General features: G+C 43.9%; 24 protein-coding genes, 1 other RNA gene and 1 pseudogene. 10 read left to right on the top strand and 16 right to left on the bottom strand.

All coding sequences use genetic code 11. The annotated features are described in order from the left end of the window. Nucleotides 1–8: 8 nt before the first annotated feature. Nucleotides 9–785 carry an NERD domain-containing protein gene (locus ACQUQM_RS23870; RefSeq protein ID WP_432472361.1) on the top strand — a complete coding sequence of 259 codons (777 nt, stop codon included), beginning with the start codon at nucleotides 9–11 and terminating at the stop codon, nucleotides 783–785. Nucleotides 786–953: 168 nt separating this feature from the next. Here ACQUQM_RS23870 and ACQUQM_RS23865 read toward each other — a convergent pair whose 3' ends face one another. Beyond that, nucleotides 954–1,490: a hypothetical protein gene (locus tag ACQUQM_RS23865; protein ID WP_432472360.1), complete on the bottom strand. Its 537-nt coding sequence runs from the start codon at nucleotides 1,488–1,490 to the stop codon at nucleotides 954–956. Nucleotides 1,491–1,803: 313 nt separating this feature from the next. On the opposite strand from ACQUQM_RS23865, the gene ACQUQM_RS23860 reads away from it, so the two are divergent. Then, nucleotides 1,804–2,298, top strand: a complete 495-nt coding sequence (locus ACQUQM_RS23860; RefSeq protein WP_432472359.1) for a hypothetical protein — start codon at nucleotides 1,804–1,806, stop codon at nucleotides 2,296–2,298. Nucleotides 2,299–2,697: 399 nt separating this feature from the next. Here the strand turns inward: ACQUQM_RS23860 and ACQUQM_RS23855 are convergent, their stop codons facing one another. Next, a complete protein-coding gene (locus ACQUQM_RS23855; protein ID WP_432472358.1) occupies nucleotides 2,698–3,363 on the bottom strand; it encodes a hypothetical protein in 666 nt (221 codons plus the stop codon). A 310-nt stretch (nucleotides 3,364–3,673) separates the two neighbouring features. On the opposite strand from ACQUQM_RS23855, the gene ACQUQM_RS23850 reads away from it, so the two are divergent. Then, nucleotides 3,674–4,792 carry an FRG domain-containing protein gene (locus ACQUQM_RS23850; RefSeq protein ID WP_432472357.1) on the top strand — a complete coding sequence of 373 codons (1,119 nt, stop codon included), beginning with the start codon at nucleotides 3,674–3,676 and terminating at the stop codon, nucleotides 4,790–4,792. A 71-nt stretch (nucleotides 4,793–4,863) separates the two neighbouring features. Here ACQUQM_RS23850 and ACQUQM_RS23845 read toward each other — a convergent pair whose 3' ends face one another. The 3 genes from ACQUQM_RS23845 to ACQUQM_RS23835 form a co-directional block, all read right to left on the bottom strand. Next, the gene (locus tag ACQUQM_RS23845) at nucleotides 4,864–5,481 is read right to left on the bottom strand and encodes a hypothetical protein (RefSeq protein ID WP_432472356.1); all 618 of its coding nucleotides are present in this window, start codon (nucleotides 5,479–5,481) and stop codon (nucleotides 4,864–4,866) included. Between the two features lie 196 nt (nucleotides 5,482–5,677). Further along, nucleotides 5,678–5,821, bottom strand: a complete 144-nt coding sequence (locus tag ACQUQM_RS23840; RefSeq protein WP_432472355.1) for a hypothetical protein — start codon at nucleotides 5,819–5,821, stop codon at nucleotides 5,678–5,680. Between the two features lie 216 nt (nucleotides 5,822–6,037). Further along, nucleotides 6,038–7,246, bottom strand: a complete 1,209-nt coding sequence (locus tag ACQUQM_RS23835; protein WP_432472354.1) for a DUF3883 domain-containing protein — start codon at nucleotides 7,244–7,246, stop codon at nucleotides 6,038–6,040. Between the two features lie 193 nt (nucleotides 7,247–7,439). Between ACQUQM_RS23835 and ACQUQM_RS23830 the strand changes: the two genes are divergently transcribed. Then, entirely contained in the window at nucleotides 7,440–7,700 is a 261-nt protein-coding gene (locus ACQUQM_RS23830; RefSeq protein WP_432472353.1) for a hypothetical protein, read from the top strand. 255 nt (nucleotides 7,701–7,955) lie between these two features. Here ACQUQM_RS23830 and ACQUQM_RS23825 read toward each other — a convergent pair whose 3' ends face one another. The 5 genes from ACQUQM_RS23825 to ACQUQM_RS23805 all read right to left on the bottom strand — a co-directional run bounded on the left by ACQUQM_RS23825 (nucleotide 7,956) and on the right by ACQUQM_RS23805 (nucleotide 12,989). Next, a complete protein-coding gene (locus ACQUQM_RS23825) occupies nucleotides 7,956–9,044 on the bottom strand; it encodes a hypothetical protein (RefSeq protein ID WP_432472352.1) in 1,089 nt (362 codons plus the stop codon). A gap of 264 nt (nucleotides 9,045–9,308) precedes the next feature. After that, nucleotides 9,309–10,628: a hypothetical protein gene (locus ACQUQM_RS23820; protein ID WP_432472351.1), complete on the bottom strand. Its 1,320-nt coding sequence runs from the start codon at nucleotides 10,626–10,628 to the stop codon at nucleotides 9,309–9,311. Nucleotides 10,629–11,008: 380 nt separating this feature from the next. Beyond that, nucleotides 11,009–11,281, bottom strand: a complete 273-nt coding sequence (locus tag ACQUQM_RS23815) for a hypothetical protein (RefSeq protein WP_432472350.1) — start codon at nucleotides 11,279–11,281, stop codon at nucleotides 11,009–11,011. Nucleotides 11,282–11,769: 488 nt separating this feature from the next. Beyond that, a complete protein-coding gene (locus ACQUQM_RS23810; protein ID WP_432472349.1) occupies nucleotides 11,770–12,090 on the bottom strand; it encodes a hypothetical protein in 321 nt (106 codons plus the stop codon). A 329-nt stretch (nucleotides 12,091–12,419) separates the two neighbouring features. Beyond that, nucleotides 12,420–12,989, bottom strand: coding sequence for a recombinase family protein (locus tag ACQUQM_RS23805; RefSeq protein WP_432472348.1), 570 nt, complete (start codon nucleotides 12,987–12,989; stop codon nucleotides 12,420–12,422). 736 nt (nucleotides 12,990–13,725) lie between these two features. Between ACQUQM_RS23805 and ACQUQM_RS23800 the strand changes: the two genes are divergently transcribed. Then, on the top strand, nucleotides 13,726–14,373 hold the full coding sequence (locus ACQUQM_RS23800) for a hypothetical protein (RefSeq protein ID WP_432472347.1): 648 nt from the start codon (nucleotides 13,726–13,728) through the stop codon (nucleotides 14,371–14,373). 4 nt (nucleotides 14,374–14,377) lie between these two features. After that, on the top strand, nucleotides 14,378–15,478 hold the full coding sequence (locus tag ACQUQM_RS23795) for a helix-turn-helix domain-containing protein (protein ID WP_432472346.1): 1,101 nt from the start codon (nucleotides 14,378–14,380) through the stop codon (nucleotides 15,476–15,478). 160 nt (nucleotides 15,479–15,638) lie between these two features. Here the strand turns inward: ACQUQM_RS23795 and ACQUQM_RS23790 are convergent, their stop codons facing one another. From ACQUQM_RS23790 to rsmI, 6 genes and pseudogenes are all read right to left on the bottom strand, one after another. Further along, nucleotides 15,639–17,864: a hypothetical protein gene (locus ACQUQM_RS23790; RefSeq protein WP_432472345.1), complete on the bottom strand. Its 2,226-nt coding sequence runs from the start codon at nucleotides 17,862–17,864 to the stop codon at nucleotides 15,639–15,641. 2 nt (nucleotides 17,865–17,866) lie between these two features. Beyond that, on the bottom strand, nucleotides 17,867–19,045 hold the full coding sequence (locus ACQUQM_RS23785) for a hypothetical protein (RefSeq protein ID WP_432472344.1): 1,179 nt from the start codon (nucleotides 19,043–19,045) through the stop codon (nucleotides 17,867–17,869). A 101-nt stretch (nucleotides 19,046–19,146) separates the two neighbouring features. After that, nucleotides 19,147–19,893, bottom strand: a complete 747-nt coding sequence (locus tag ACQUQM_RS23780) for a tyrosine-type recombinase/integrase (RefSeq protein ID WP_432474876.1) — start codon at nucleotides 19,891–19,893, stop codon at nucleotides 19,147–19,149. A gap of 426 nt (nucleotides 19,894–20,319) precedes the next feature. Beyond that, nucleotides 20,320–20,484, bottom strand: a pseudogene (locus ACQUQM_RS23775) (DUF6538 domain-containing protein); the annotation flags it as partial. A gap of 56 nt (nucleotides 20,485–20,540) precedes the next feature. After that, nucleotides 20,541–20,907: RNase P RNA component class A (gene rnpB, locus ACQUQM_RS23770), an RNA gene on the bottom strand. Between the two features lie 74 nt (nucleotides 20,908–20,981). Further along, nucleotides 20,982–21,818 carry a 16S rRNA (cytidine(1402)-2'-O)-methyltransferase gene (rsmI, locus tag ACQUQM_RS23765; RefSeq protein WP_432472343.1) on the bottom strand — a complete coding sequence of 279 codons (837 nt, stop codon included), beginning with the start codon at nucleotides 21,816–21,818 and terminating at the stop codon, nucleotides 20,982–20,984. 40 nt (nucleotides 21,819–21,858) lie between these two features. Here rsmI and ACQUQM_RS23760 point away from each other — a divergent pair, with 40 nt between their 5' ends. Genes ACQUQM_RS23760 through ACQUQM_RS23745 form a run of 4 tightly spaced genes read left to right on the top strand, consistent with a single transcriptional unit; the run spans nucleotide 21,859 to nucleotide 25,245 of the window. Further along, a complete protein-coding gene (locus ACQUQM_RS23760; RefSeq protein ID WP_432472342.1) occupies nucleotides 21,859–23,676 on the top strand; it encodes a penicillin-binding protein activator in 1,818 nt (605 codons plus the stop codon). A gap of 12 nt (nucleotides 23,677–23,688) precedes the next feature. Next, nucleotides 23,689–24,072 carry a YraN family protein gene (locus ACQUQM_RS23755; RefSeq protein ID WP_432472341.1) on the top strand — a complete coding sequence of 128 codons (384 nt, stop codon included), beginning with the start codon at nucleotides 23,689–23,691 and terminating at the stop codon, nucleotides 24,070–24,072. Nucleotides 24,073–24,084: 12 nt separating this feature from the next. Continuing rightward, entirely contained in the window at nucleotides 24,085–24,678 is a 594-nt protein-coding gene (locus ACQUQM_RS23750) for an SIS domain-containing protein (protein WP_432472340.1), read from the top strand. After that, nucleotides 24,679–25,245, top strand: a complete 567-nt coding sequence (locus tag ACQUQM_RS23745; protein ID WP_432472339.1) for a BON domain-containing protein — start codon at nucleotides 24,679–24,681, stop codon at nucleotides 25,243–25,245. Nucleotides 25,246–25,856 lie beyond the last annotated feature (611 nt).

Below are 25,856 nucleotides of genomic sequence, written 5' to 3'. Positions count from 1 at the left end.
AGGAGGACATGGACTTAACGCCGCTCTACACATCATTAGTCAGCTTTTGGTATCTGATACCACTATTTATTACCCTTGGCATAATACGCACACCTTGGTTCAAAGGTTTCATCGGTGAAGTTATCGTTAACTTCGCTGCTAAGCTCTTCCTGGATAAGAAGCAGTACCACCTGATTAAAAATGTCACTCTGCCCACAGAGGATGGCACAACTCAGATTGATCAAATCATTGTTTCTCAGTACGGCGTCTTTGTTATCGAGACCAAGAACATGAAAGGCTGGATCTTCGGGCAGGCTAATCAGCCTTATTGGACTCAGCAGATCTTTAAGCACAAAAGTAAGTTTCAGAATCCCCTTCGGCAGAACTACAAGCACGTGAAGACATTGGAAACGGTCTTGGACATTGATCCAAGCCATATCCATTCTCTAGTCGTCTTTGTAGGAGACAGTACCTTCAAAACAAATATGCCAGAAAACGTGACCTATGCTGGTGGATATATCCGTTACATTAAGTCTAGAGAGGAGCAAGTCTTGTCTGAGGCGCAGGTAAGATTAGTCACTCACCAGATAGAAAAGGGGAGGTTCACGCCTTCTATCAAGACCCATTTGAAACACGCTAAGCATGTTCAGAAGATTGTAGAGAAGAAAGCTGCCGATCCCCGCTGTCCTAAATGCAGTAGCCCCATGATTTTGAGGAAAGCAAGGAAAGGGCAAGACATAGGAAAGCAGTTCTGGGGGTGCTCTCAATTTCCTAAATGCCGTGGCATATCACAGAAAGTATCTTGAGTATTTGTATATGGATCAGCCCATCTGACAACGTTAGATATGAGGTAATGCTTAGACAGGTTTGTGCCAACTTCGGACTAAGGGATAAGCAGGGAACCGACCAGAAGCGGCCATAAATGCTTGAGCCAAGAAGCGAGCTTTAGCGTATCTCGTTCCTTAAGCTATTTCTTATGTATCAGATTTAGTGCTATGAAGCTCAATCATTGCTCCAATAATCGAACCACGTACCGTTGGTGTCCAAATTCGTGATCCAGAGCTTGATCGCCCCTCTTTTGCGAGACCTTCTCTTTGCAAAAGCTCAAGTGTGTTTAATGCGTCACTGGGCCTTTGAGAGGTTACAGTTTTAATGCCGCCTATTGAGCGCCATGTGTATTTGCTTTTTGTCAGTGCAAGTAATGCTTTTTCAGCATGTTCATCTTTTTCTTTAAGTCTATCTACCTCTTGTGGTAATTCCTTGGATTCTTGATCTATATCTGGCTCTGTCTCCTTATTTATTACGGCCTGAAATTGATCTTTCATTTTTGCGGAAAACCCTGCACCACTGAATTCAGAAATTTTATCGATGTTTGAGAAAGCCATCCCCAAGGCCCCTGCCAATATCGCGAATCCCATTTCAGTTGGCATTGACATAAAACCAAATAAAGAAGAGATACCAAGCAAAACTATGGCGGAGAGAACCGTTAGTACAGAGTTGAAGTTAGGCATTCTTTTTCATGGGCATAACGTATTTAATTAAGGACCTTCACAAGGTAGTGGGGTTGCACTGGCTGTAGCTTGAAGGATAGACCTAGTGGAAGGGAACTACCAATGACCGCTACTTTCTTTTAGTGACTGTCTGGGCCACTGTAGCCAGTAAACCTCAGCTAAAATGTAGCGAGTTCGGTTTCTGACTCTAAACCGTTGAACAGTCAGGCCATACCCTCTGCCTTCTTTGCTACAACCTAACGAATAGCCTCTATGATATAGTTTGGAAGCTGTACTAACCTTTTATGATCTGTGTATATAAAAGTTAGATTTTATGACAAACCATCAGCGTAAGAATGCGACCAGTAACACCGCCGTTGGTGCAGAGTTTGAAGAACTTGTGCACTCGCATCTAAAAAAGTCCTTCCGGTCATTGAGGCGCCCTTTTTGGCTGCCGATAGGCTACCTAGGCCAGAAACAGCACAAATTTGATCTGGGGTGTAAAAACGAGAAGGTTATCGTTGAATGCAAGTCGCATACCTGGACTGAAGGTGGGAATGTGCCTTCGGCTAAGATCACTACGTGGGACCAAGCAATGCTGTATTTTTTCTTGGCACCGCGTAGCTATAAGAAAATCTTTGTAGTGAAACGAGACCTAAATCCAAGAACCAATGAATCACTCACTGATTACTACATACGAACCCACTTCCATGTCATTCCTGACGAAGTCGAGTTCTGGGAAGTCGATGAGGAAAGGGATAGCTTAGAGCAAGTTCCTTTCGATGCGACTAGCCACATTACTGGCTTGCCTGAGGGAAAGGGCAAATAAAGTTAAAAAGTTACAGCACTTTGGCCACTTGCGACATGACCTCCGTAAACTACGCATTCAACGCCCCTTGTGCTAAGCATTAATGTCCTTTTTGTTCAGATTGTGGAGGTGAAGCGCTTCAAGCTAGAAAGTGGTTTTACCCCGATTCCACGGACGCTTAGTTAAGAGTAGATTATCTATTTGAACAATGTATAAAGATGCCTAACTCCCGAAGAAAATATTCTTCCGAGCACAAACGTGAAGCCGCGCGTGTGTAAGGAGATTCTTTTGAGGAGGCAACCCCATCAGCCTAGAGTCACAACACTTGGAAGCCCTAAACAACTCTACTCCGGGGCCTCCAAGGTTTTCACATGTACCAATATGATTGTACCAAGGAAAAAGATTAACGGACATTGAGCACTAATCTTTTTGAAGATCTGGTCGCAATTCCAGTATTGTCCAAATGACATCATCAATATCCATTTCAGAGATATCAATATCTTCTTCTTTTCCAACCTGCTTTACTGCTTTCCGAAATACTGACAACTCAACTTCTTTCAGGTCATAGCTATCACGAAACTCAGGCTCTATGAGGTCTTCAAACATGTAGCAGTAGTTCTTCCAATCCTCTACCAAACAGTCATCGGCCTCCGAGATGTATTCTTTCTGAAATTTAAGGGAGTCTTTGTGTGAGATTTTTTTTGGAGCTTGAATCTTAAAAAAACGGCAAAACTCCTTATCCATCAAACTTGCTGGACGATTATCCCACTTCTCGACATTAGTAGTATCCTTAAACAAATCTTGCAGTATGATACGAGCTTGGGTCTGGGTTTCTACTCCGTTATCAGATTTGAAGAAACGAAGTTTTTCTAACTCATCAGCTGTAGGCAAGATTAACAGCCCTATTAGATCAGACGCTTTGCCTTTAGTGAGATGTTTGTCAACGCTCACCCCCTTTCTTCTTAAATGAGCTAACTGCTTATCACTCGGTTCATCTAAATACCAGTTCGGGATATAACCTAACCTAATTGCCTCTTCTCCTAAATTATCGATTTTCAACCAATGCTCTCTCAACCATGATTGCATGTTCCTATCTCCTTTTTTAATTTCCATGATCCTGGTGATTGCTTCTTGGCTCTTAATTGAGACAACCACCAACCTTCAAAGAAAGAAAACAAACAATACAACCGACCAGCATTTTCGTCTGAAACATCCTTGCTTGTTATTCCATGCAGAAGTATAGCTTCTGTTTAAATACCCCCAAAAATTCTGTGCGTGTGCGTCTTCTTAAAGTACCACCTGACGCAGAAATAGAGCATTCATATGGTCTCGATAAAAAAGACCAAGTAAACTTCCGACAACCTGGATACGACTTACAATAGGACATAAAGACTTTATGCAAGGACAATGGTACGGCTCCGTAATTGGCGATAACAATGGCGAACTAATCCTAAATATCGAAGAAACTGGGAAGGACACTTATGCTGGTTATGCTGTTCTATGGGAAGTAGACAACGGTATACCATCAGTAGTTTTTGACGTTCGCGCCGAAGTAACTGGCACTGATATGACGTTGTCTGGAAGTAATATCCGAGCATTAAACCCTGAAACTGGATGCATCCTTGCTAAAGAGAATGTACAACAGCATTACCCAATGGGATATCTCTTATCCAGCATTGCCGTAAAAGCTGAAATCAACAATGACATCGATACCATCTTTGGTGAATACAAAACCTTCGGGGATAACATTTCTGATGTCGGGCCAGCTGGCGAGCTTTCACTGACCAAGTGTGAAAGACTAGCCACATTAACAAATGCCCAGGAAGTAGAATGGGAAGGCTTTAGAAACAAGGTACTACTTAAAGCCCAAGACAAGCTTCTATACCGAGGCCAAAGTAACTCATCATGGCCCATACGCACATCTCTTCACAGAACTGGAAGAGTCAACTTAATCAATTACTTCGCCGATGACATTCCACGTCTTTATAGGCATATACACGCACTTACATCATTGAAGTTTGATCTCAATAATAATGACGACATAGGATCTTTACTATATTTAGCACAGCATCACGGCTACCCTACGCCATTGCTCGACTGGTCATTATCACCATTCGTTGCAGCTTACTTTGCGTTCATTACCGCAAACCCTAAAGAATCCACACATGTCAGAATCCATCAATTTGATATTGAAAGCTGGCGTCAATTCAACTTTCAATCCCCCTCACATACTACACATGGCATCACGGTCACATATAGCGAACTACTCGCCTCAGGGAACAGAAGAGCAACCCCTCAACAAGGCGTATCTACGCTATCAAATGTTGATTTCATTGAAGGGCTAATCAATGCAAAGGGCAGATCTCACAATAAACAATACCTAAGAGCCTATGACATCCCTGTCGAAAGCAAAGAAAGGGTGTTAAATGAGCTAAGACTCATGGGCATCAGCACAGGAACCCTATTCCCTGATCTGGAAGGGCTTTGCAAAGATCTCAAGGAGCATTATTTCTAACACTCCCTAAGTATGGCTTGATATAAGCGAAAACCTTAAGGACTGGCTCCCCCCCGCTTAACTTCAAGCCATTATGAACATTGGAATCCAGTCCCTTGAGCCACTCGCTTAAACCAGACAAAGAGAATGGTGATATGGCTAACTAACCAATAGGTCACGTACTGAAAAAAGAATTTACCATTCTCAGCCAGATACTGAGTTTGCCGTGAATTCAGACTTTCCTCAGAATCCCTATCCAGAGATACTCCATACTCTCCCATCTTACAAAGTACAAAAACTACTGCTGTCGAAATAAGCAAAGCTCTAACTGGAAGTTTTAGATTCATTTCATGAGCCGTCATCCATGAAACCCAAGCAACGGCAGCATATATTCCTAGAAGCAGAACTGCGTCATCCTGTCCTACATACGCTTTAATATTAAGAACACCGGACTCTGGAATAAATAGAAACGCTGCCATACCACCTATGAGTAGCGGACCTAGAATCTGAAAAGGTAAGGTCCTCTTCCAGCCGTATATCATGGCAAAGGAACTTGATACATTGAAGACGCCTAGGCAGATTAAAATTGGCCCTGCCAAATAGGCTATGATATGAAAAAAGGAGTAATTAATTATTCCTGTAGATAGTAGAGCAGCACACCCTCCACCCAACTGCCACTTCCCTTCTGAAAGCTTTTCTCTAACGTCCATGATTTCCTTTGTCGCACTCGAATAGAATTATTACTAGAAAATTAACTCAACAAATCAACTAGTTAATCGTACAGCTAATTTATGAATTGAAACAATCACTTTTAAAGCTCTACTTAATTAGTCTGATGAAAACAGAATTTTTCTTGATAGAGAGGGAGCGACTCTCTCCCCCTTCTAAGTGTCTAGTTGAGAAACGTTAAGCAGCATGAACCACAGGATTAAACCCCATGACCTTCCTGTACTCAGATTCCATTACATCCCGCAGCCAATCTTCATCTGACTGACGAACCATGAAAGAGTCATGAATAGGCAGCACAGGGATATTCTGCTCTACACTCAAGGTCAGGATCTTTTCGACAACATCTGAATCCTTCCGCTGAATCTGAAGACCAAGACTGGTTGATTCAGCTATAAATCTAGAGGAGGTAAAACCTCCTCAATAACTTCAAGCAGTGTGAAAACGGATTCAAATCCCACGACCACACGGTACCGAGATGCTATAGATCCATCAGCTTATGCTCATCCGGTTCACTGAAAGCCTGTATCATCCTTATTTCTAACTCTTCGACATTTTCAATAGAAACTGCATTGGCTCAAGATCAATTTTAAGATCCTTTCGAGTAAACGGGTCGTCTAACTTCAATAGCTGCCCCTTTTTCTTGCTGATCTCGCTCAAAATATAAAGTGAATAGCCTTTTTTTACTTTTCCTACCTCATATTCATTTCGAGTAAGGTAGTAACGTGATCTACCCATACTCTCCTTACTAGACTTAACCTCGATGTACTTTGGGCTTTCATCTAACTCAAATGACTCTATGTCATAACCTAGTCCGTCCTCCTTTAGAGCCACATGATTTACCTTTCGTGCAAGGTCATCTCTATTATTCGAAGAGAGGAAATTTTTTTCATATTCTACAACTAGCCTTTCTCCAGCCTCTCCAGTCGCACACTGCTCTCTTCCTTTAGCCTCATAATCAACCTTCCCTTTACCCTGCCCAAAAGGGCCACTCAAGCTCATACCAAACTCTTCAACACTACTAAGTTCAAGATCGATCAAGTTCTTTGCCTGAATAACGCTATTTTTCGCTTTATCTGATTCTTCTTTAGTCGGTCGAATAGTTTCGTAGAGCACTCGGGCAAACTCCATGTTACTCACTTTTGAGAAAGCCTCATGGGATTGCTTAAAATCCATCAGCGCCTTTTGAAGATGGATATGCCCCTTCCCATCAACAGGTAAACCTAATTCATATACAAAATGTGCAAGATGACTATCTGAGAATATAGGTAAGTAGGTCACAGGGTGGTAGATTGATAGTATCTTTAACTTCAGCATTGATGAAACTTCGTTACTATCAAATTCTTTTTGAGTTAGCAGAACAGAATTCTTTATTAGATCTACTATATTTTCCCTAACAGTCAAGAAAGCTTGTTCAGGAGTGCTTCCCAACCCTCTTTTACCGATCCTCCATTTTTTACTGGTGTCAGGTTTAAGTTCACCAAAGTACACACCAAACTTCGCAGAGGTTGAACCAAAAATATAACCTAAATCCTTGTACTTCTGCTCGATTGAGTAGCAAAAATTATTCTTGTTACGCCCTATCGCATAGTCATCAATCTCTATTTTCTCCATGCGAGTCAAAGGAAATTCTTTTACAAACTGGATTCTCCGAGTTTCTCTAAAAGCAACTTTATTTCTCCATTTTTTCTCTTGAGCATTGATCTCATAGAATCTCTGGATTTCTTGAGATGCTGCTGTATTCGACATAACGTTTCCTTTGCTATATGAATCTGAAAATTAGTTAAAATCTGAATCGACCAGCTTTTTGTAGACGCTATACTGCTTGTTATTCTGTTGCTTTTAAAGTCGATGGAGACAGGCTTTTAGTGTAACCATGTTTCCTAACTGAACCTAGCTCCTCAGATTGGGTAGCACTTCAATTACATTCACCATTACAAGCATGAGAGAATCCATTCTCAATCGACTACATGGCTATGTTCTGGAAAAGTCCAGTCAAACCACTAACATGATCGATATACTGCTCTTTACCGATGCAAGGGTGTCTGAAATTGGCGGTCTGTGGACTGAAGATGTCCTGCTGGAAACTGAAGTGCCACACATTATAATCCATGAGAAGCTTCTGAAGAGACTCAAAACCAAAGCCTCAAGCCACAAAGTACCTCTGGTTGGTGAAACCCTGTTAGCAGCCAACGCGCTGTAGCAAAGGCAAAAGGCGGAAAGTTCCTGTTCCCTCGGCATATGGATGATAATGGGGTTAAGAACCAGAACGCCTCAGCGTCCATGCGTAAATTATGGCCCGACTGAATTGTGAAACCCCGCACTGGCCTCGCCATACACTCAAAACGATGTTGAAGAACATAGACGCACCCAAGCCCCGGATTAAGGAGCTCTAAGGCTGGAGTAGGAAATCGATTTCTGATCAGTACGGAGAACAAACCTCATTATTAAATCTGACTTAGAAAAGCTGGTATAGCACAACAAAGGGTGGGGCATTTTTTCTCATACATTCAGCAATAGCATATTCACTTGGAGCATGATCCTGAGGTTTATTTAAGACACCATATAGAACCTTTGAATAGTTAGGCCCTAAAAATATTACCTTTTTACTCTCCCCTGTTTTTCCTCCATCAGCAGAATATGTTAATTCAGAGTTATCACACAAATGACTCGAATTAAAATCAAGCTCATATGCAACATCAGCAATCATCACCTTAATAACATTATCATCTAACTCTTTACCCAATAGCATTTTTGGAGCCAACAGATAAAAATAGCTCACAAAAAAAGCTGAAGACAAAACAAAAATAACTCTACCCCTTCTATAAGATTCAAGCGGGTTATACTCTTTAAAGCATGCGCAATAAACCTCATACAGAAAAACCATTACTAGTAGAGCACCAACCAAGCACAGGGTTATCGAAAAGAATATATTAAACAACCAAAAAAAGTGAACAACCGTTCCAAATGAAATAGCTAGAGGAAAAAATGATGGATCGACTTTAAAAATTGAATTAATCACGGAATAGGTAAGCGACAAAGAGCAAAAAGAAGCTATAGCCACCACTATAGAAATCAGACCAAACAAAATCTTTCTAGAATACCAGCTTTGCTTATCCAACGAATAATCGACCCAACTTAGTAGAGACAAAATTAGCAAGGAAGACAATGCAATAAAAACTACAGATTTAACTATAAAGCCTTTAACAAAAATAGAAACTAGAACACCCAATGTTATTACGACAATCGAAAATGCTACCACCCACGTCAATTTATATATAAATAGTCGACTATTAACGTCAACGATCAACCAAGTTCTTATTGACGCAAGTTCTTTAACTCTAGTTGCAAAAACAAGAAGCACAAAACCAAACAATACAAATAAAGATGAAAGAAAAGAACTTAACAAAAACCACTCATCATCAAACTTCTTAATAAGATTGTATTGCCCTGCGATGAGAAATAAAACTCCAATAGAAATTAAGATCATTCCATAAGCAAACTGAGCACGATCCCGAAAAACCCCTTTGTTATTAACTCCCTTCACATCAAGCCTTCCATATAGTGTCACAAAAAATACGCATCCTACTGATAAACCCTTAAAAATCAACCACAAACAGCATTTTTCTGTACTATTTTCTGATAACATTACCAATTGAGTTACAACAAGACATCAATAGATGTGGTAGTCACAAAATCAACTAACAATTAATGATTTTCACATGAAAGATATAGGAGATACAGAGCTCTTCAGATTACTATTGATCTCTTTAGACCACTTTGTAGTTATATCTCCCATCCAACTCAGCTTTTATTCAACGCCAATCTCACATCTGTATTTCTGCATAAAGACATCACCCATCAATCCCTTGATGTAATCATCATGCTCTACCGGCACGATATAGGAATCATGCACAGGTAACGCCACAACACCATCACGCATGCACTGACCCAGAATGGAGGAGGTAAGCTGGGAGTCAGCATATTGGAGGGCCAGACCGAAGCCGGAGCAGAACAGGTTAGAGATTGCCTGGTGTTTCTCCTGGATCATTTTCAGGACCTTCTTTCCAGAAACCTGCTTCCTGAGTTCTGCTGGTAATTCTCTGATCTTCATATTAATGGCCCGCATGGCCTTATTCACATTGTCACAGTTATACACAATCAATGTTGCTACCTTCATCAATGGTTTAAACAGCGCCAGATCTAATCCATAGGCTGTGTAATCGTAGGGATAACTTGGACAGACAGCTCCAGTTACCATCGCATACGCCATATTCATATGCAGACCACTGTAGTCACGCTCTATCATTTCGCTGCCGTTACTCTGTAGCTGAGCACGAACAATCTTCGGAAGATTCTGCCATGCATGTTCGTAGAGCCGACCACCCAGCTTCCAACTGTTCTGATTATAAATTCTACGCATTCGCAAAGGTGCCAGCTGTTGACCGTTCAGTGTGATCGATTGAGAAGTCAGAAAGGTATTCGCTTCAACAATAAACGACCGCTGAGCAATAGTGGCTGGAGTATCTGCATAGTCGACCAGATCACCTTCATGATTCTTCAGTATCAACACTTCGCTATCCGGTAGAAGCTCTACTGCAGGCTGTTTCCTCAACTGAGAACTTACAAACACATCCTCAAAGGTAGACATCAAGCGAAAGCCTTCAAAGCCCAGTCGGCCTTGTCTACCGGAACCAGTAGCACTGTTGAAGAAGCCGGGCACTTCATACAGCAGACCTGCTTGTATCAAAGGTGTTACGGTCTTTTCAATTACAGTTCGGTAAGTAATATCTGAAGCTTTATAGCGGGAGGCTATTAGGTATTTGTTCTTATTACGGCTGTAGCTCAGCCACGGGATATGCCCATAGACAGAGCCAAGGAGTTTCCAGTGTTGGTAGCACAGGTAAAGATTAGCGATCACCATGTTCATCGACTCAAGGGCCTTCTTTGTCTGTAATGGTGTTAATCGCTTAGGGTTTAATTCAGTGACCAGTTCTTCAGACAGTCGTAATAGATCCTCATGGACAGGTCGTACGTTAAGGTGCATGGACAGTGCATCATCCATATCCCCAGACATTTGCTGGGACAAGTTAATATCGTTGGTTGTTGTAGTTGTATTATTAGTGTTCATTTCTATAGGTTCTGAGAAATGGACTTAGTATGGAGAGAGACTACCTGGTGGACGTTCTAGAGACGTATCTGAGAGAGTGTTATAGGAAGATCAGATAGTGTGTATTACTAGATGGTCACAGAGGTATGGTAGGTATCGTATATAGAAGATCTATAGAGGTATTGCAGGAGTGTCTATTGGTAACTATATAGTATTCCTAAGGTATCTCTTACCTCAGCATATCTATCTCAAGATACCTCTTATAGCCATCTCCAATATATCTATACATATATTCCAGAGAGAGGAATCCTAAGACCCCCTCCTCCTCCATACTAAGTCCAAAATTGATTGTTGTTATCTGTGCCCCTAATTCAGGAATACACAGGTGTTATGTTGATTACTTAAACAGCCTGTCTGGAAGGTGTCATCGACGACCTGGTCAGACGCTTACGTAGATCCGCTGATTGGTCATACAGCCAGTGAAGATTGTTCTTCATCGCTTCGTAGAGCCACAGCAGGTCGTTGCCTTCAAAGTGTGGGTAGGCATCGAACTTCACCACTTCCATCGCGTAGAAGCAGATAGGTTTACCTTCAAGGTGTTCGCCAGAACGGTTCAGTGGACAGACAGGTGCTGAACAGCTTGCCCATCTCGGGCATTCAGTCGGTGTAATCATAATGATGAGTGGATACTCTTCTTGTAGTTATTATTCTTGTTATCAAAGAGGGGGAAAGTCAGCCGTTACTACCAAGTCATTCTGGGTTTGGTAAGACCAGCCTTACGTAGCCGCTTGGTTAAATCCGCTGATGGCTTCTTTGATATTGTTGAATCCAGAATCAGCCAGTCCAGATTGTTCTTGATCTGGTCGTATATCGGTTCAAAGCCATATTCTCTGAACCTCTCAGCAGCTCCCGGCTTAACAAACTCAAATGCGTAAAAGCATATGCGTTCACGTTTACGGTGCTTACCGGAGCAATCCAGTGGACAAACGGACGCAGAGCATCCTTCCCATGTAGGGCAATCAATACTTTTCATAGTTTTTTATTATTCTTGTAGGGTTGGTTGGTTAAAGGGTCAAAAGTAGTGCTGTAGCAGCACAGGAGGGTTCGAATAGAGGGGTGTACAGGCTTATATGCGTCATCATCAGTCTGATATTCATAGGGGCTATTCGTACCCCGCTGTGGCCTTAGAGGACTTATCCTGATTCACTGCTAATTCCGGAGGCCTCCCTCTGATGCCTTTCAGTTCATCAATGTAATACGCTTCAGAAGAAAGGAGACCTTTATGGTATTGCTTCAGCAGGTACTCAGCGTAGACCTCAATGGCCCGCCGAATCAGCAATGCTCTGCTGTAGTCCTTTTTTGAGAGTGCCTTTAAGATCCTCTTAATATCTTTCAGAGTATCTATAGAGCCTTCGGTCAGACCTATCCTCTGACTGATGAGTTTGCGTGTCAGATAACGTTTCTTAGGTTCTTGTTTAGTCACGTCGCAGGTTTTCCTATTGGTTAGTTATGGTGGTCGGGTTAGTTAATGGGAGTTACTTCCCCCCTAAAACGGATGGAGGAAAGAATTGATAAAGAGCAGACGTGCGGAAGCCCACAGCAGATGAGCCGTGTAGATAACGCAGGTATGTTCAATTGGGTTGGTTGATCAGATGAAGATCAGAGTGGAAAAATGTTTTGGTTCCTAGGGGGTAGACTATTCGACTTTTTGCGAAGTAGCCACTCACATTTGATCATTAATTGATCAGAGATGATTTTGTATTCCTAGTGTGGTGGGTAATAGACTTTTTGCGGAGTGAATACTAACAAGGGCTACACCGTAGCAGCCTTACTGTTCTTCAGAATCCTGTAGACGCTGGCAATGCCTATTCCTAGCTGATCAGCAACCTCCTGACGTTTAAGCCCATCCCCGATCAACTGCAGTACTTGATCAGACTTCTCTTGCGCGATTGGCTTACGGCCCTTGTAGATACCTTTCAGCTTGGCCTTAGCGATGCCTTCAGCCTGACGCTCTTTACGCAGGTTAGTTTCAAACTCAGCAAACACCCCCAGCATATCGAAGAACGCTTTACCGGCTGCTGTACTGGTATCCACCTGCTGCTCTGTAACACGTAGCGATACGCCCTTCTCTTTAAGCTGGTGAACAATGTCCTGTAGATGTTTAACGCTACGTGCCAATCGATCTATCCGGGTAACCACAAGACAGTCCCCTTCACGTAGAAACTCCAGCAGTGTGGATAACTCCTTTCGATCATCTGTAGAAGCCTGACCAGACACCTTCTCTTCCCTGACCGAATAACAGCTAGCAGCCAACAGAGCTTCCCGTTGAATAGTCAGATCCTGATCTTCAGTACTTACCCGTGCATATCCGTATGTTTTCATGGTTAACCAACCTATCAGTAGAGTCTTGATGCAGTGATAGTTACATATCAAATCTATCATATCAACTCTATTGATAGTCAATTCAGGTATGTTTTCCGACTATCGCAAAGGTATACCTTATTGATAATAAATAGAGGTGGTTTTGGAGGCTTTGGTATTCCTAGTGGGGACCCTATTCGCTAGCCCAGTAACCACGCGGGTTTCAGAAATCGCTAAAAACGGGTAATTCCTGGCTAATTAACAGGTCATTCATGGACCGCTTTAGTGCTGATTTATTTGTGATTCAATAGGGTAATCCAAAGGGTATTTTTGGCGCGCTGGTATTCCTAGGATAGGCCCTAAAGAGAAAGCCAGTAACCACGCGGGTTTCAGCGATGGTCAAAAACAGCCTTTTTCTGGTCAATATATGTATAAAACAGGGAGATTATAGGGGGAGGGCTATTGTTGTTTCAGGGTAAGATGAAGACCCCCTATGGGGGAACCTCAGGCAAACCAATACCGGTATAGGGCTTCACAAAATTGTGTCAAATCATTCCTAAATGCAGTGCTTCAGAGGCATCAGTCAGGAATGATTTTGGGTGCGCCAATGTTCCTTTTGTAGGGAATAATTAAAAGCCCAGTAACTATGCGGGCTTACAGGAATGAACAGGGAATAATAATTTTTCATAACCATTTCCTTTTTTACCTCCTCAATTGAGGTATAATTATCGGAAATGAACAATTAAAGGCTGCTACCATGTCTTACCAGGTCTACCAAGCTAAAAATCCTGATTCGCAGGCAGAAATACTTCAATCGCTAGGAGTGTCTCCACTTGTGCTACGTAACGCAGTTGAACAAGGAGCTATGGCCTTTAAGCGTTCGACAAAATTACACCCTATTACTCATGCCGGAGTGACAGCTTATGGAGAGGCCGTCCGAACACTTAGAGAACAGCTCATCCCTGAGGGGTGGAAACCAAAAACCCAGTACGGTCTAGCCCTTACCTACAACAGAGACCTGAATGTTTCTATCATTGTAACAAGCGGCGACAAAGACACCGGAAGAGCAGATGGCTACCCAACGACAAAGAATAGCAAAGGCGGCGCAACTACTCAGGTAGTACATTCAAACTTTGATCTATTCAACGATCACAGCGATGATGTAGATACAGCCGAACTACTATCGAACCAAACTTGGGTGCTCTTGTATTTCATAGATACTAGTAACGAAGAGGTTCGATATGAACTGTCTTTGCCTACAGGAATGTCAGGTAATGGGAAGATTAGCTCTTGGAGCAAGAGGATAATCTTAGATACAATTGCGCTGGTAAATGACAAGCCAAATACAAATGGTAAAACGGAGTTCAACGAAGACGTGGACTTCGATATTTCAATAAAGTTGTAGCAGTATGAATAAACCATTCAATTCAACACGCCTCAAGCTCGCCAGAATTAGACGAAAACTAACATTTAAGGCTCTAGCCGAGGCGGTTGGTATGTCGTCAAAAATGGTTTCACTATATGAGAAAGATGATTGCTTGCATGAACCCCCTAAGGACACTGTAGATTTACTAGCGAAAGCCCTTAACTATCCTCCAGCGTTCTTCTATGGAAGTGATATTGAAGCACTAGAACCCTCTACTGTCTCTTTTCGATCCTTGAAATCAATGAAGGCTGCACAGCAACACGCAGCAATTGGTGCAGGACAAATAGCTTTCATTCTCAACGATTTCTTCGAAAGCAAGTTTAATTTACCAGCAACAAACCTCCCGGATTTAAGAGGACTAGAGCCAGAGGTAGCAGCTGAGTCTTTAAGGGAACGCTGGGGCCTAGGCAACCTAAGCATCAAAAATATGATCCACCTTTTAGAGTCGAAAGGGATCAGGGTCTTCTCTTTAGCCGAGAACACACAAGATGTGGATGCTTTCTCATTCTGGAAAGACGGCATTCCTTTCATCTTCCTTAACAACCAAAAATCAAGCGAGCGCAGCCGCTTTGATGCAGCTCATGAGCTTGGTCATCTTGTACTTCATAAGCATGGAGGCCCTACAGGAAGAGAAGTTGAGATAGAGGCTGATAAATTTTCTTCCTCGTTTCTAATACCAAGATCAAGTTTATTAGAGGCCTCCCCAAGCTTTGTCACACTAGACGATATCATTAAGCTGAAAAGAAACTGGCTCGTATCAGTTGGGGCTACAATCGTTAGAATGAAGCACCTAAACCTTTTAACTGAGTGGCAATACAGAACGTTAATGGTTGAAATGTCTAAGGCGGGTTATAGAAAGACTGAGCCAAATAGTATTGAAAGAGAAAGATCTCTTATCATTGAAAAAGTCCTTCCTGCACTTCTCATACAAGGAATCACTCTTCCTAAGTTAGCTGACCAGTTGGAATTACCCCTAGATGAAGTTGCAAGCTTGTTATTTAAAGTTTCTATTGCAACATCCAACAACAAGGTATCAGTAAATCGGAAAAATCCTCCTAAGCTAAGCCTAGTAAAATCGAATTAAATTTTATTGAGAGCTCCCTAGTACTGAGTTTGTAAATATCATAATTTGAAGGGAATCTTAGACTCTCCCTGCCCCCAAGAAGTGAAGAGCTGCCCTAGGTTCAAAACAGAACAAATAAAAAATTATTCGTTCGAACAGGGGCAGCTAATATCTAGCAAGTTTAGATGGGAACCTCATTTTCAGTCATACCGACATCAACAGAAAAATCTCGATTATAGATATAGTCGATCAATTCAACTGAGTGGCTATAGTCAACATCCTCATATAATTTTTTGCCGTGCTCCAGGACTAATCGTAAATGGTCCCTCGATACCTTAATTCTATTTGTAGCAATACCAATCAATAAATCTAACGCAGCATTACACGTGCCACTAGCATTGTCTGAAATCAAACGATTCAAGATAGTTGTGAAACCTTCACTAAGATCGACGGAGCTCCTATAATCAAGCTCTCTTGAGCTAGCTGCTCTCCAAAGACAACTTTGTAACAGACTATCGTTAAAGCGAGTAAAGTTATCTGGAGATATGACTGAGTGCTGATATACATATGAGTATAGTGAGTCTTGATCAAACTCCGTAACCTTCTTGTCCCTTAACCCTTGAAGAATTGTTGAAATAGTCAGATACACTGCTTCAGGATTAATTTCCTCAGGATCATAGCCTTCACGCCAAAAAGCAAAATCTTTAGTAAACTCCAATTTCTGATCAACATGTAAAGACGGCGTGCCGATACAACCATTTAATCCTACAGAATACTGTCTAAGTTGATCAGAGCGCGCTTGCCAAAATGAATGACTCAGGTTATCAGTGATCTGCAATTCAGATTCCCAACTATTACCTTCAACACCAGCACCGGTAAAAGCCTGATTTTTCGAATAGAAGAGATACTTCATATTATTAGGCCCATAAAGCAGACTGTTTACGCATTTATCCAATTTAGCTTTGCTGTCGAATATAACAAAAGGGGATATAAAAATACGATTCCCCATGTGCCCAGAAATTCTCAAATTCCTATTAAGCTTAAGCAGTTTCTCTCCAGTACATAGAACTGGTGTTAAAATAATTACCGCACCATCTCCATTGACTTGTGTTTCAGCCGAAGAGAAATCAACCTTAGAAAAGTTGGTAATTCCATTTTGACCCAATACATCCGTAACTAAACTAGCCAAGGCTTCACTTGAAGTCTCATCATGCTCATAGACTAAAAAATTCACTTTCTTAGGCACATACCATTCAACAATGCGAATTAACCAATCACGAAGTGAAGTATCTTCATTTAGATAACGTTCGCAGTCCACATAGACTGAAGAAACTTTTGCTGTAGCCGCATGTTTTACATTACACTTAACTAATCCGTTGCTACCGTTAGGATCTATCCATGAAGCTATTGCTTTGCTTTTATGTATAGACTTAATCATGACCGAGTTTGGAGCTTCAACTTCAGCAGTAAAGTGCTCACCGACAACTTTTACTTTAACCAAAGCCCCAGTATCCAGTTCCTTTTTAGAAGATTCTGATAGACTGGAAATATTAACTAAAGTTTCATCACCACAAACTTCGTCTTCAGTCTTAGTATAAGAAAGAATAGTGATAACTTGATCATTATCAAGCCCCCACTCTTTTGCGATCTTTTTACCTAAGCTATTACTCCTGGATGCAGAAATAATTACCCAGACATCATCTACAATATCTGGCTTAGAAAAATCTACCCCATCATAAGAACTGAAGCTGTCATACGAAACAGTTCTACAAGCAGCCTTAGAAAACTTTGATAAATAGAAAGCAATTACTTCGACATAAGCTGAGATACTACTGCTATCAATGAATAGCTTCTTTATGTCCCTCCCAGCTGGCTTTTTTGACAAAAGACAAAACGCAACAAACTGGTGTTCTGAGTCCCCAACAGCCAGCCCACTGGCCCGAATAAATTCATCATATTCGTCATTAGATGGTTTGATGAAAATAGTACCAGATGGGGCCTTCATAATAACTTGATCTTTTCTTGATCTAGCTAAATTATGAAGCCCTCCCTTCATCAGTTCTTTTTGTAACAAAATCATATCATTACAAACTAGAGATTCCCCCCGAATAGCTGTAGCATTTAGATTAGCTGAACTATCAAAGGCTATCGCAGTAACAGGAATTGACTCATAACGGGTGACTCCAGATAAAAACGAACCACCTTCAATAACAGCAGTGTCGACTTCTTCTTTAATGTAATCAGGGTATATAAACAGCAACTCTTCAGGCTTTACTGAGTATTTTTGAAGCTCTGTTTCGACTACCTCTCCAAAATTAATCGCAGAGCATTCGAGTTGACCTGAGAATATTACCAGCACATCTTTCTTGCTATCACCTACGCTTATTGACGATTCATAAATATACATATTTATTTCCCCACCAAGCTTTTTAGTGGGATGACGACATTAAAGACCACACCTTCCATGAACGAGTCCATTTCCTTAATATTTTCTAGTTCAATTCTATTACTGCCTTCATAATTGAAAAATGACTTTTCAACTAATGTTCTGCCTGTTCTCAGACGGAACCACCCTTTAAGCTCCTTCAGGTCACGAAGAACATTGGATAAACCTGATCCAGAAGAGTCTGTCTGATCAGATGACCTATGCTTTGTAAAACACTCAACTATTGCTACTTTTTCTTGTTCCAAGGTCAGCTTATCCTTATCCAAACCATGCCACCTCCTCGCATAACCCGGACCCGAATCAACCACAGTAATATCTAAAGCTCTAAATTTTTCATTACCAGAAGGTTTCCAATCCCCCAAAAACAGAACACTTGCGCCTGATGCGGTAGAGAGCTCATCCATTCTAGAAGCACTCAACTCAATCATATTAAAAATAATCCCCCTAAAGTTCTTCTTATAAGGGTGACCTTTTACATCAGCTCGAGCATGTCTATGGGTGTTTGTAAAAAGCTCTCGCAGAATTTCCGATAAATTTTCTATAACTTGATCATTGATTGAACTGTGGGACACAGAGTTCGGTAAAACAGCTTTCAGTGCCCGATCGGTGATTTTAAAAAACTTTTCAGCTCCCACAACTTGATCATTATTATACAAAGGACTGTCATACTCCCTATCTCGTCCTTTTGGAACAACTGGTGCCTTAATAGCAGGAATTGTCAGATACATCCCTTTGAAAGCATTTTTATAATCCTCAGCCCTCAATTTTTGGAAAATAGGGATTGCTGGTTTCAAAGCTGTTTGAATGCTTACATCTAGTTTTGAAGTTGACCATACTTTGTCAGCTAATCTTAACGCGCATAATCCAAAAAGTTGATTACACAAGCTTTCAAAAAGCTCAGAATTACCAGGTTCACTAGCTGCTGTATGAATAATGTGAGAACGAGAAGATCTGAGCCAGGTAGCAAACACCTGTAATACAGCGCCTTCCATGCCAAACCCACCAGAAAAAGATAAGGTATTCGGAATTTGTAGTTTTACATTGTCTTGATTGAGAATTTTTGCGGCTAAGAGCTCTAAGTCTTTAAAGTTAGCACTTCTGATAAGACGTTCTGTTGATATATCTACCATAAATGAATCCATTCTATTCCCTGAGCGTACTAATACGACTATTCTGCTTTAATTCTCAGCTCACTTCTATAGACAAATTCAAGCATAGTTCTTTGAATTAAAGAGCTACTCTATCACTGCTCGGTGGTTAACTCTCCGTAATCAACGGCATCAACTACCTGTAGCACATCCTTCAACTGGAATGTATGTGTATATCGATCAGTCATCCCCGCCCCAGTCTTCTCATGACCTATGACCTGCTGCACCAACACATTAGTCATACCTGCTGCTCGAGCCTTCGTAATAAAGGTGTGTCGCGTGGAGTGGAATACTATCCTTTCACCCAAATCGTTGAAGCGATCATCTAACAGCCGATTGAAGCTATCAGTAACACGACTGGGGTTCTTAGCAACTATCGGAAATATCAGTCTCTGACCGTTACCAATCCATTCCAGAAGTCCTGCCTCCTCAAGTGACTTATGCACAGGCACCATACGCCTCGCAGCTTTCGTCTTACCCTCACTGATAACGAAGTAGTAACGGCCAGTATCCTCACACTGCTTGAAGTCACAAGGACGAAGAGAAGCTATCTCAGACCTACGAGCCCCTGAATAGATAGCTATCAACATAAACCACCTGAACCATTCAGGCTTATTCGCTACCTTCTGTAGAACAGATCGAACTTGAGCATCTGTCAGACTGGCATAACGATTATCATCATGCTCCCACCTCAGCCCCTCTGTAGGAGATGATTCCAGAACATCGACATCACGCACCAGATAAGCATTGAACAAGCTCTGAGACAGCTTCAGGTGTTCTTTAACGTACTTACCGGATACCAGATGCTCATCAGAGATAGTCATAGAGGTCAGCTTATCCAAAGGCAGTCCTTTATATCGCTTTAAGTTTCTCTGAGGCAGACCAGCAATAGATGCTAAAGCAGCTTTCAGATCTGCTTTTGTGATCTGTTCTACCGGGACATCCCCAATGAAGAACAGCAAATTATCAAAGACACGCTGGTTATCTTTGGTCCTTTTCTCAGTCCATGACTTCCACGTCACAAACCTTTCCCATGCCTCTGAAAGCTTAGGAGTCTTCGGCTCTGGAGTCTTTATCACAGGTTCCACTCGAACCGAAGTCTCGCCATCTGGCTGAACAGGAGAAGCACTGAGCTTAACTAGTTGCCGACCAACCCAGTCCTTCACCTGAACAGAGAAGTCCACCAATTGGTTCCACAATGATTCTACCTGTAGAGCATCCTGACAGCGTTTAAGCAACCGAATGAACTTAAGCTTCTGACTAACCAGGTAAACAGCTTCTGAAAAGGAGTCTGTATGAAGGCTCCGCTTCGCCTCAGTAGGCAACGAAGGGCACAATTTTCTAATATGAGCAGGAATAGCGTAACGGAAGTAATAAGTATTGCCGCGAAGGACAACGAAGGGATGGGAGTTTTGTACCAGTTTATGTACCATAGCGAAAATATCCTCAACGAATCATCCGTAACCCGTTGAAAGCACTATGGAATTTTGTGAAGAGCCCGCCGATAAGCCGGGTTTTGTCGTGGACAGTCATTCATCTAGGACCTGCGTCGCCACAGGTCTCAAGCGACCTACCCGAATCCAGTGTGGGCCACACCTTAATGGATTCCTATTTGGTCTTGCTCCAGGTGGGGTTTACCATGCCATGAAGTGTTACCACTCACGCGGTGCGCTCTTACCGCACCCTTTCACCCTTACCGGCTTCTTATCCGAAAACAAAAAACTTAGGCGGTCTACTCTCTGCTGCACTTTCCGTAGGCTTTCGCCCCCCAGGCGTTACCTGGCACCCTGCCCGATGGAGCCCGGACTTTCCTCCCCCCTACTCTAAAGCAAGGCGACGACTGTCTGGCGGACTCTTCGGCGCAAAGGATACCAGCACAGGCGAGGGAAGCAAGGAAGTTTCGCCAGAAAAGAGATAATTCTTGAGATTACTACTTTCGCTCCAAAGCAGCCTGATACAGCACCTTCTTTTTGATGCCCGTAATCTTAGCCGCCAGCGCAGAGGCCTGCTTAACTGACAGCTCTTCGAGCAAAATATCGAGCGTATCACTGGCCTGCTGATCCAGCGCAGAATCATCCTTAGCTGGCGCGCCCTGAACCATCATCACAAACTCACCTTTGCGCTGGTTCGGATCAGATTGAACCTGCAACAACACCTCTGCCGCAGTACCCGAAAGGTAGGTTTCAAAGGTTTTTGTCAGCTCTCTGGCCAGCACAATAGGACGGTCAGCACCAAACGCATCGACAACCGCAGACAGACTATCTTCAATCCGATGCGGAGACTCATAGAACATCAACGTCCGTGTTTCACCGGCCAATGCCGAGTAATAATTCAAACGCTGCTGTGACTTCGCTGGCGGGAAGCCCTCAAAAGCGAAACGATCCGATGGAATCCCTGCCGCACTCAGAGCCGCAACCATGGCACAGCAACCAGGCACCGGAACTACACGATGGCCTGCAGCACGTACCTCTCGCACCAGAACAAACCCCGGATCTGAGATCAGCGGCGTACCGGCATCCGAAATGAGCGCAACACTCTCACCTTTTTCCAAAATTGCGATAATTTTTTGCTGCTGCTGGCGTTCATTATGATCATGAACTGCTATCATCTGCGTTTTAATATTAAAATGTGAGAGCAAACGACCACTGTGCCGGGTGTCTTCAGCTGCGATTAAGGCGACCGACTCTAAAGTTCGGATCGCGCGCGGAGTCATATCATCCAGGTTGCCAATTGGCGTTGCCACTACATATAGAGCTGATTCAGACATCGGTATTTGAACTAATTTTAATTTCAGGGTGTGAAAGTATATGACGTTTCCAATCCGTCTGTCTCTTATAGTAACTACATGCGTAGCGCTTTTTATTTCCGGCTGTAGTATTCAGCCTGGAGATTCCGACCAGGTAACAACACCGCAACAAGACATAATGCAGGTCGAAAAACTACTTGCCCAGGCGGACATTGCAGCACCAATTAAAAGCGCCGAATTAAAAGCACAAGCAGCACGCATCCTGGTCAGTCTCGACCGCAGAGAGGATGCAGCAAGCCTGCTGGAAGAGATCGACCTCGCCCTGCTTACGCCAGCCCTGCGCTACGAAATCGCTGAACTCAAAGCCCGCGCGGCCCTGGACCGGGAAGACGGCACCTCAGCCCTGCGCTACCTGCAACAACTACCGCCAGAACAACGCGAGGCCCTGCCCGCCGAGCGTCAGTACCAGCTGGGCGAGATGGAAGCCGATGCATATCATTATCAACAGGATAACCTGAGTGAAACTCAGCTACTCATCCAGATGAGCAGCTATAGCCCTGCCGACAAACAACAAGCACTGCATGATCGCATCTGGAGCCGCCTGAACAGCTTTCCACAACATCAGCTGGAACAACTCAGCCACAATCCGGGTAACAGTTATTATGAGCAGGGCTGGTATGAACTGGCTGTGACAGCCAAAAGCGCTACAGACCTGAGCAGCCAATCCAGTCAGATGCAGCAATGGCAGGTACTCTGGCAATCCCACCCTGCCTTCGAATTACCGCCCACCATGTTACTGGCCATTACCAGCATCGACCAGCTCAGCGCCCGCCACATCGCCTTGCTACTCCCTCTGAGCGGCAAGCTACAGAAACCAGCTGAAGCAATAATGACCGGCTTCATGACAGCTCACTATAATGCGGTAAGAGCAGGTAACGAGACCTCTAAAGTAACCATTCTTGATTCAACACTGATCACCGATCCAGCCCTGTTATACCAGGTTGCCGAGGAAAAGCAGATCGACCTGATTATCGGCCCTTTAGAGAAGAATCTGGTTAAACTGATTCTGGAGCAAGGCCCTGCCAGCACCCCGATTCTGACCCTGAACACTATTGCCAACCAGAGCCAGCACAATATCTATCAGTTTGGTCTGGCCATCGAAGACGAAGCGATACAAGCCGCGAACAAGGCCTGGCAAGACGGCCATAAAAACATCATTACCTATACCCCGGATACCGACTGGGGACGCCGCGCCGAGACAGCCTTCAGCGAGCAGCTCAACACTTTAGGCGGCACTGTCATCAGCAGCTCAAGCTACCCGCAAGATGCCAACTACTCAGAGCAGATTGCTATCATGCTAGGCACAGAGCTGAGCAACGAAAGACGCAAGCGTATCAACCAGATTATAGGTGAGCGCACCGAAAGCGAAGATCGCCGACGCCAGGACGTAGACGCTATTTTCCTGTCAGCACAGCCACAAGCCGCCCGCCAGATCAAACCAACCCTGGCTTTCCATTACGCAGGCAAAATTCCGGTCTACGCCACATCGCATCTCTATAGCGGCAAAGAATCCCCCATTGAAGATCAGGACCTGAACGGCATTCGCTTTGTTGCGACGCCATGGCTGGTTGAGCAACCCTCTGCAGAGCACCTGCAACTGGCGCAACTACGTGACAACACCGACTCTCGTTTCGGCCGCCTGTATGCACTTGGAATAGACGCATTTCAGCTCTATCCTTACCTGGCACAACTGGCCGCCTCACCCGCCGCCAGAATAAATGGTGAAACCGGAAAATTATCAATCACTGAAAGCAATCAGGTACAACGCCAACTAACCTGGACACTATTTCGCAACGGCAGCCCACAACTGGCAGAGTAAACAAACACCCCTATGGACAGACAAAAACACGGCAGGGACGCCGAAGCAGACGCCCTTAAATACCTTAAACAGCAGGGCCTTAAACCGCTCCTCCAAAACTATCACTGCCGCGCCGGGGAGATCGATCTGATCATGCTGGATCGTGGCAGCCTGGTGTTTATTGAAGTACGCTCCCGCAGCCATAAAAGCTGGGGTGGCGCCAGCGCCTCTGTGGATAACATCAAACAGCGCAAACTAATCAAAACCGCACAGCACTTTCTTAGCCAAAACCCTGGCTTTAGTGATGTCGTTTGCCGCTTCGATGTTGTAGCCTATGAGGGATGTTTTACAGGCAGTACTGGCGATTCCTGCCCCATGTGGTATAAAGACGCCTTCAGACCTGAAGCTACTTTCTGAACAGGAGCCCCGATGGTACTTCAAGACCGTGTAATTAGCCTTTTCCATAACACTATGGAGGTTAATGCCCAGACCATCGAAGAATATACACCACTCATAGCCCACGCCGGAGAACTCCTGCTGGGCTGCCTGGTGACTGAAAGCAAAATTCTGTGCTGCGGCAACGGCGGCTCCGCCGCGCTCGCGCAACACTTCAGCACACTGCTGATGAATCAGTTTCGCCATGAGCGCCCCGGCCTGCCAGCCATATCACTCAATAGCGATGGCTCCGCACTGACCGGCATCGCCTCTGACAGCCACTATAACGACATATTCTCAAAGCAGATCCGCGCCCTGGGACAACCCGGCGACCTTCTACTGATCCTGTCCAATGATGGCCGTTCAGCTAATCTGGTCCAGGCTATTCAGGCTGCTCACGACAGGGATATGCTGGTTATCGCTCTTACCGGCGGAACTAATGACAACATTCAGTCTCTATTACTGCCTGACGAGGTCGAGTTCTGTATTCCGGCAGATGACGAAGGGCTTATCTACAGCGCGCATATGCTGATTCTGCACGCCCTCAGCGACCTTATTGATTACCAACTTTTTGGCGGAGAAGAATAAATGAAACGAATTATCGCCCTGCTTATTGCTGGCGTGCTTATCAGCGGCTGCTCATCCTTTATTGGCGCGGTAAAAGAGGAACCCATCCAGGAAGATAGCGGCAACAGAACCTCAGGCAGCTTTGTTGATGACGAACTGATTGAAATCAAAGCCGCTGTAAACATCGGCAAAGGCTCGCAAGAACTCAAAAGCAGCCACGTCAGCATTACTAGCTTTAACGGCGTTGTTCTGATCGCGGGGCAGGTCGCTTCCGAAGGCAGCAGACAGGAAGCTGAATCGATAGTCAGCCAGGTACGTAAGATCCGCCGCATCCACAATGAGCTAACCGTCACCAGCCCAACCTCAAGCCTGACCCGGGCCAGCGACACCTGGATCACAGCTAAGATTAAAGCCAACATGCTGGGTGACGAGCGCGTTAATGCCACCCGCATCAAGGTTGTTACTGAGAACGGCGTCGTCTACCTGATGGGCCTGGTTTATCCACAGGAAGCCGAAGATGCGGTTAATCTGGTGCGCACAGTCAATGGCATTCAAAAAATCGTTAAGATTTTCGAATACATTAACTAACACCCGATTACAGATATGCAAAAACCGCCATAAGGCGGTTTTTTTGTTTTAGATAATCAGTAACTTTTAGGAGCTACACCGGCACACTCCTTCTGGGTATCTCATCGCGATTTATACCAAGCAAGCAATAAACCTCCGCCGCGAGGCACCCAAAGGGGCATGCAAGCGCGCCTCCTACCGATGGGAATTACCATGCGATCTTTGTGGGCGCGGCGCTGGCATCCCCCTTCGGGGCGCTCATCGCAATTTACACCAGGCAACAACCATCACCGCGAGGGCGCGCCTCCTACAGGCGGAATTACCATACGATCTTTATGGGCGCGGCGCTGGCATCCCCCTTCGAGGCAGCTCATCGCAATTTACACCAGGCAACAACCATCGCCGCGAGGGCGCGCCTCCCACACCTAAAGCACTGACCCCTACGCAATTGTGGGAGCGACGCCTCGTCGCGATTAGCCTCTACCGCAAACTATCCTTCGCAACGAATCCCACAACCACAACGCCGCCAAGACACCAACAGCCAGCAACAAACCTGATCATATACCATAACAACCACAAGGCATCACTACTGCAAGCCACACATTCCGCAACCTTTAAACCGACAAAGAAAA

Source organism: Amphritea sp. HPY (assembly GCF_050870985.1).
GTDB lineage: Bacteria > Pseudomonadota > Gammaproteobacteria > Pseudomonadales > Balneatricaceae > Amphritea.
This window is presented reverse-complemented; position numbering and strand designations above follow the sequence as displayed.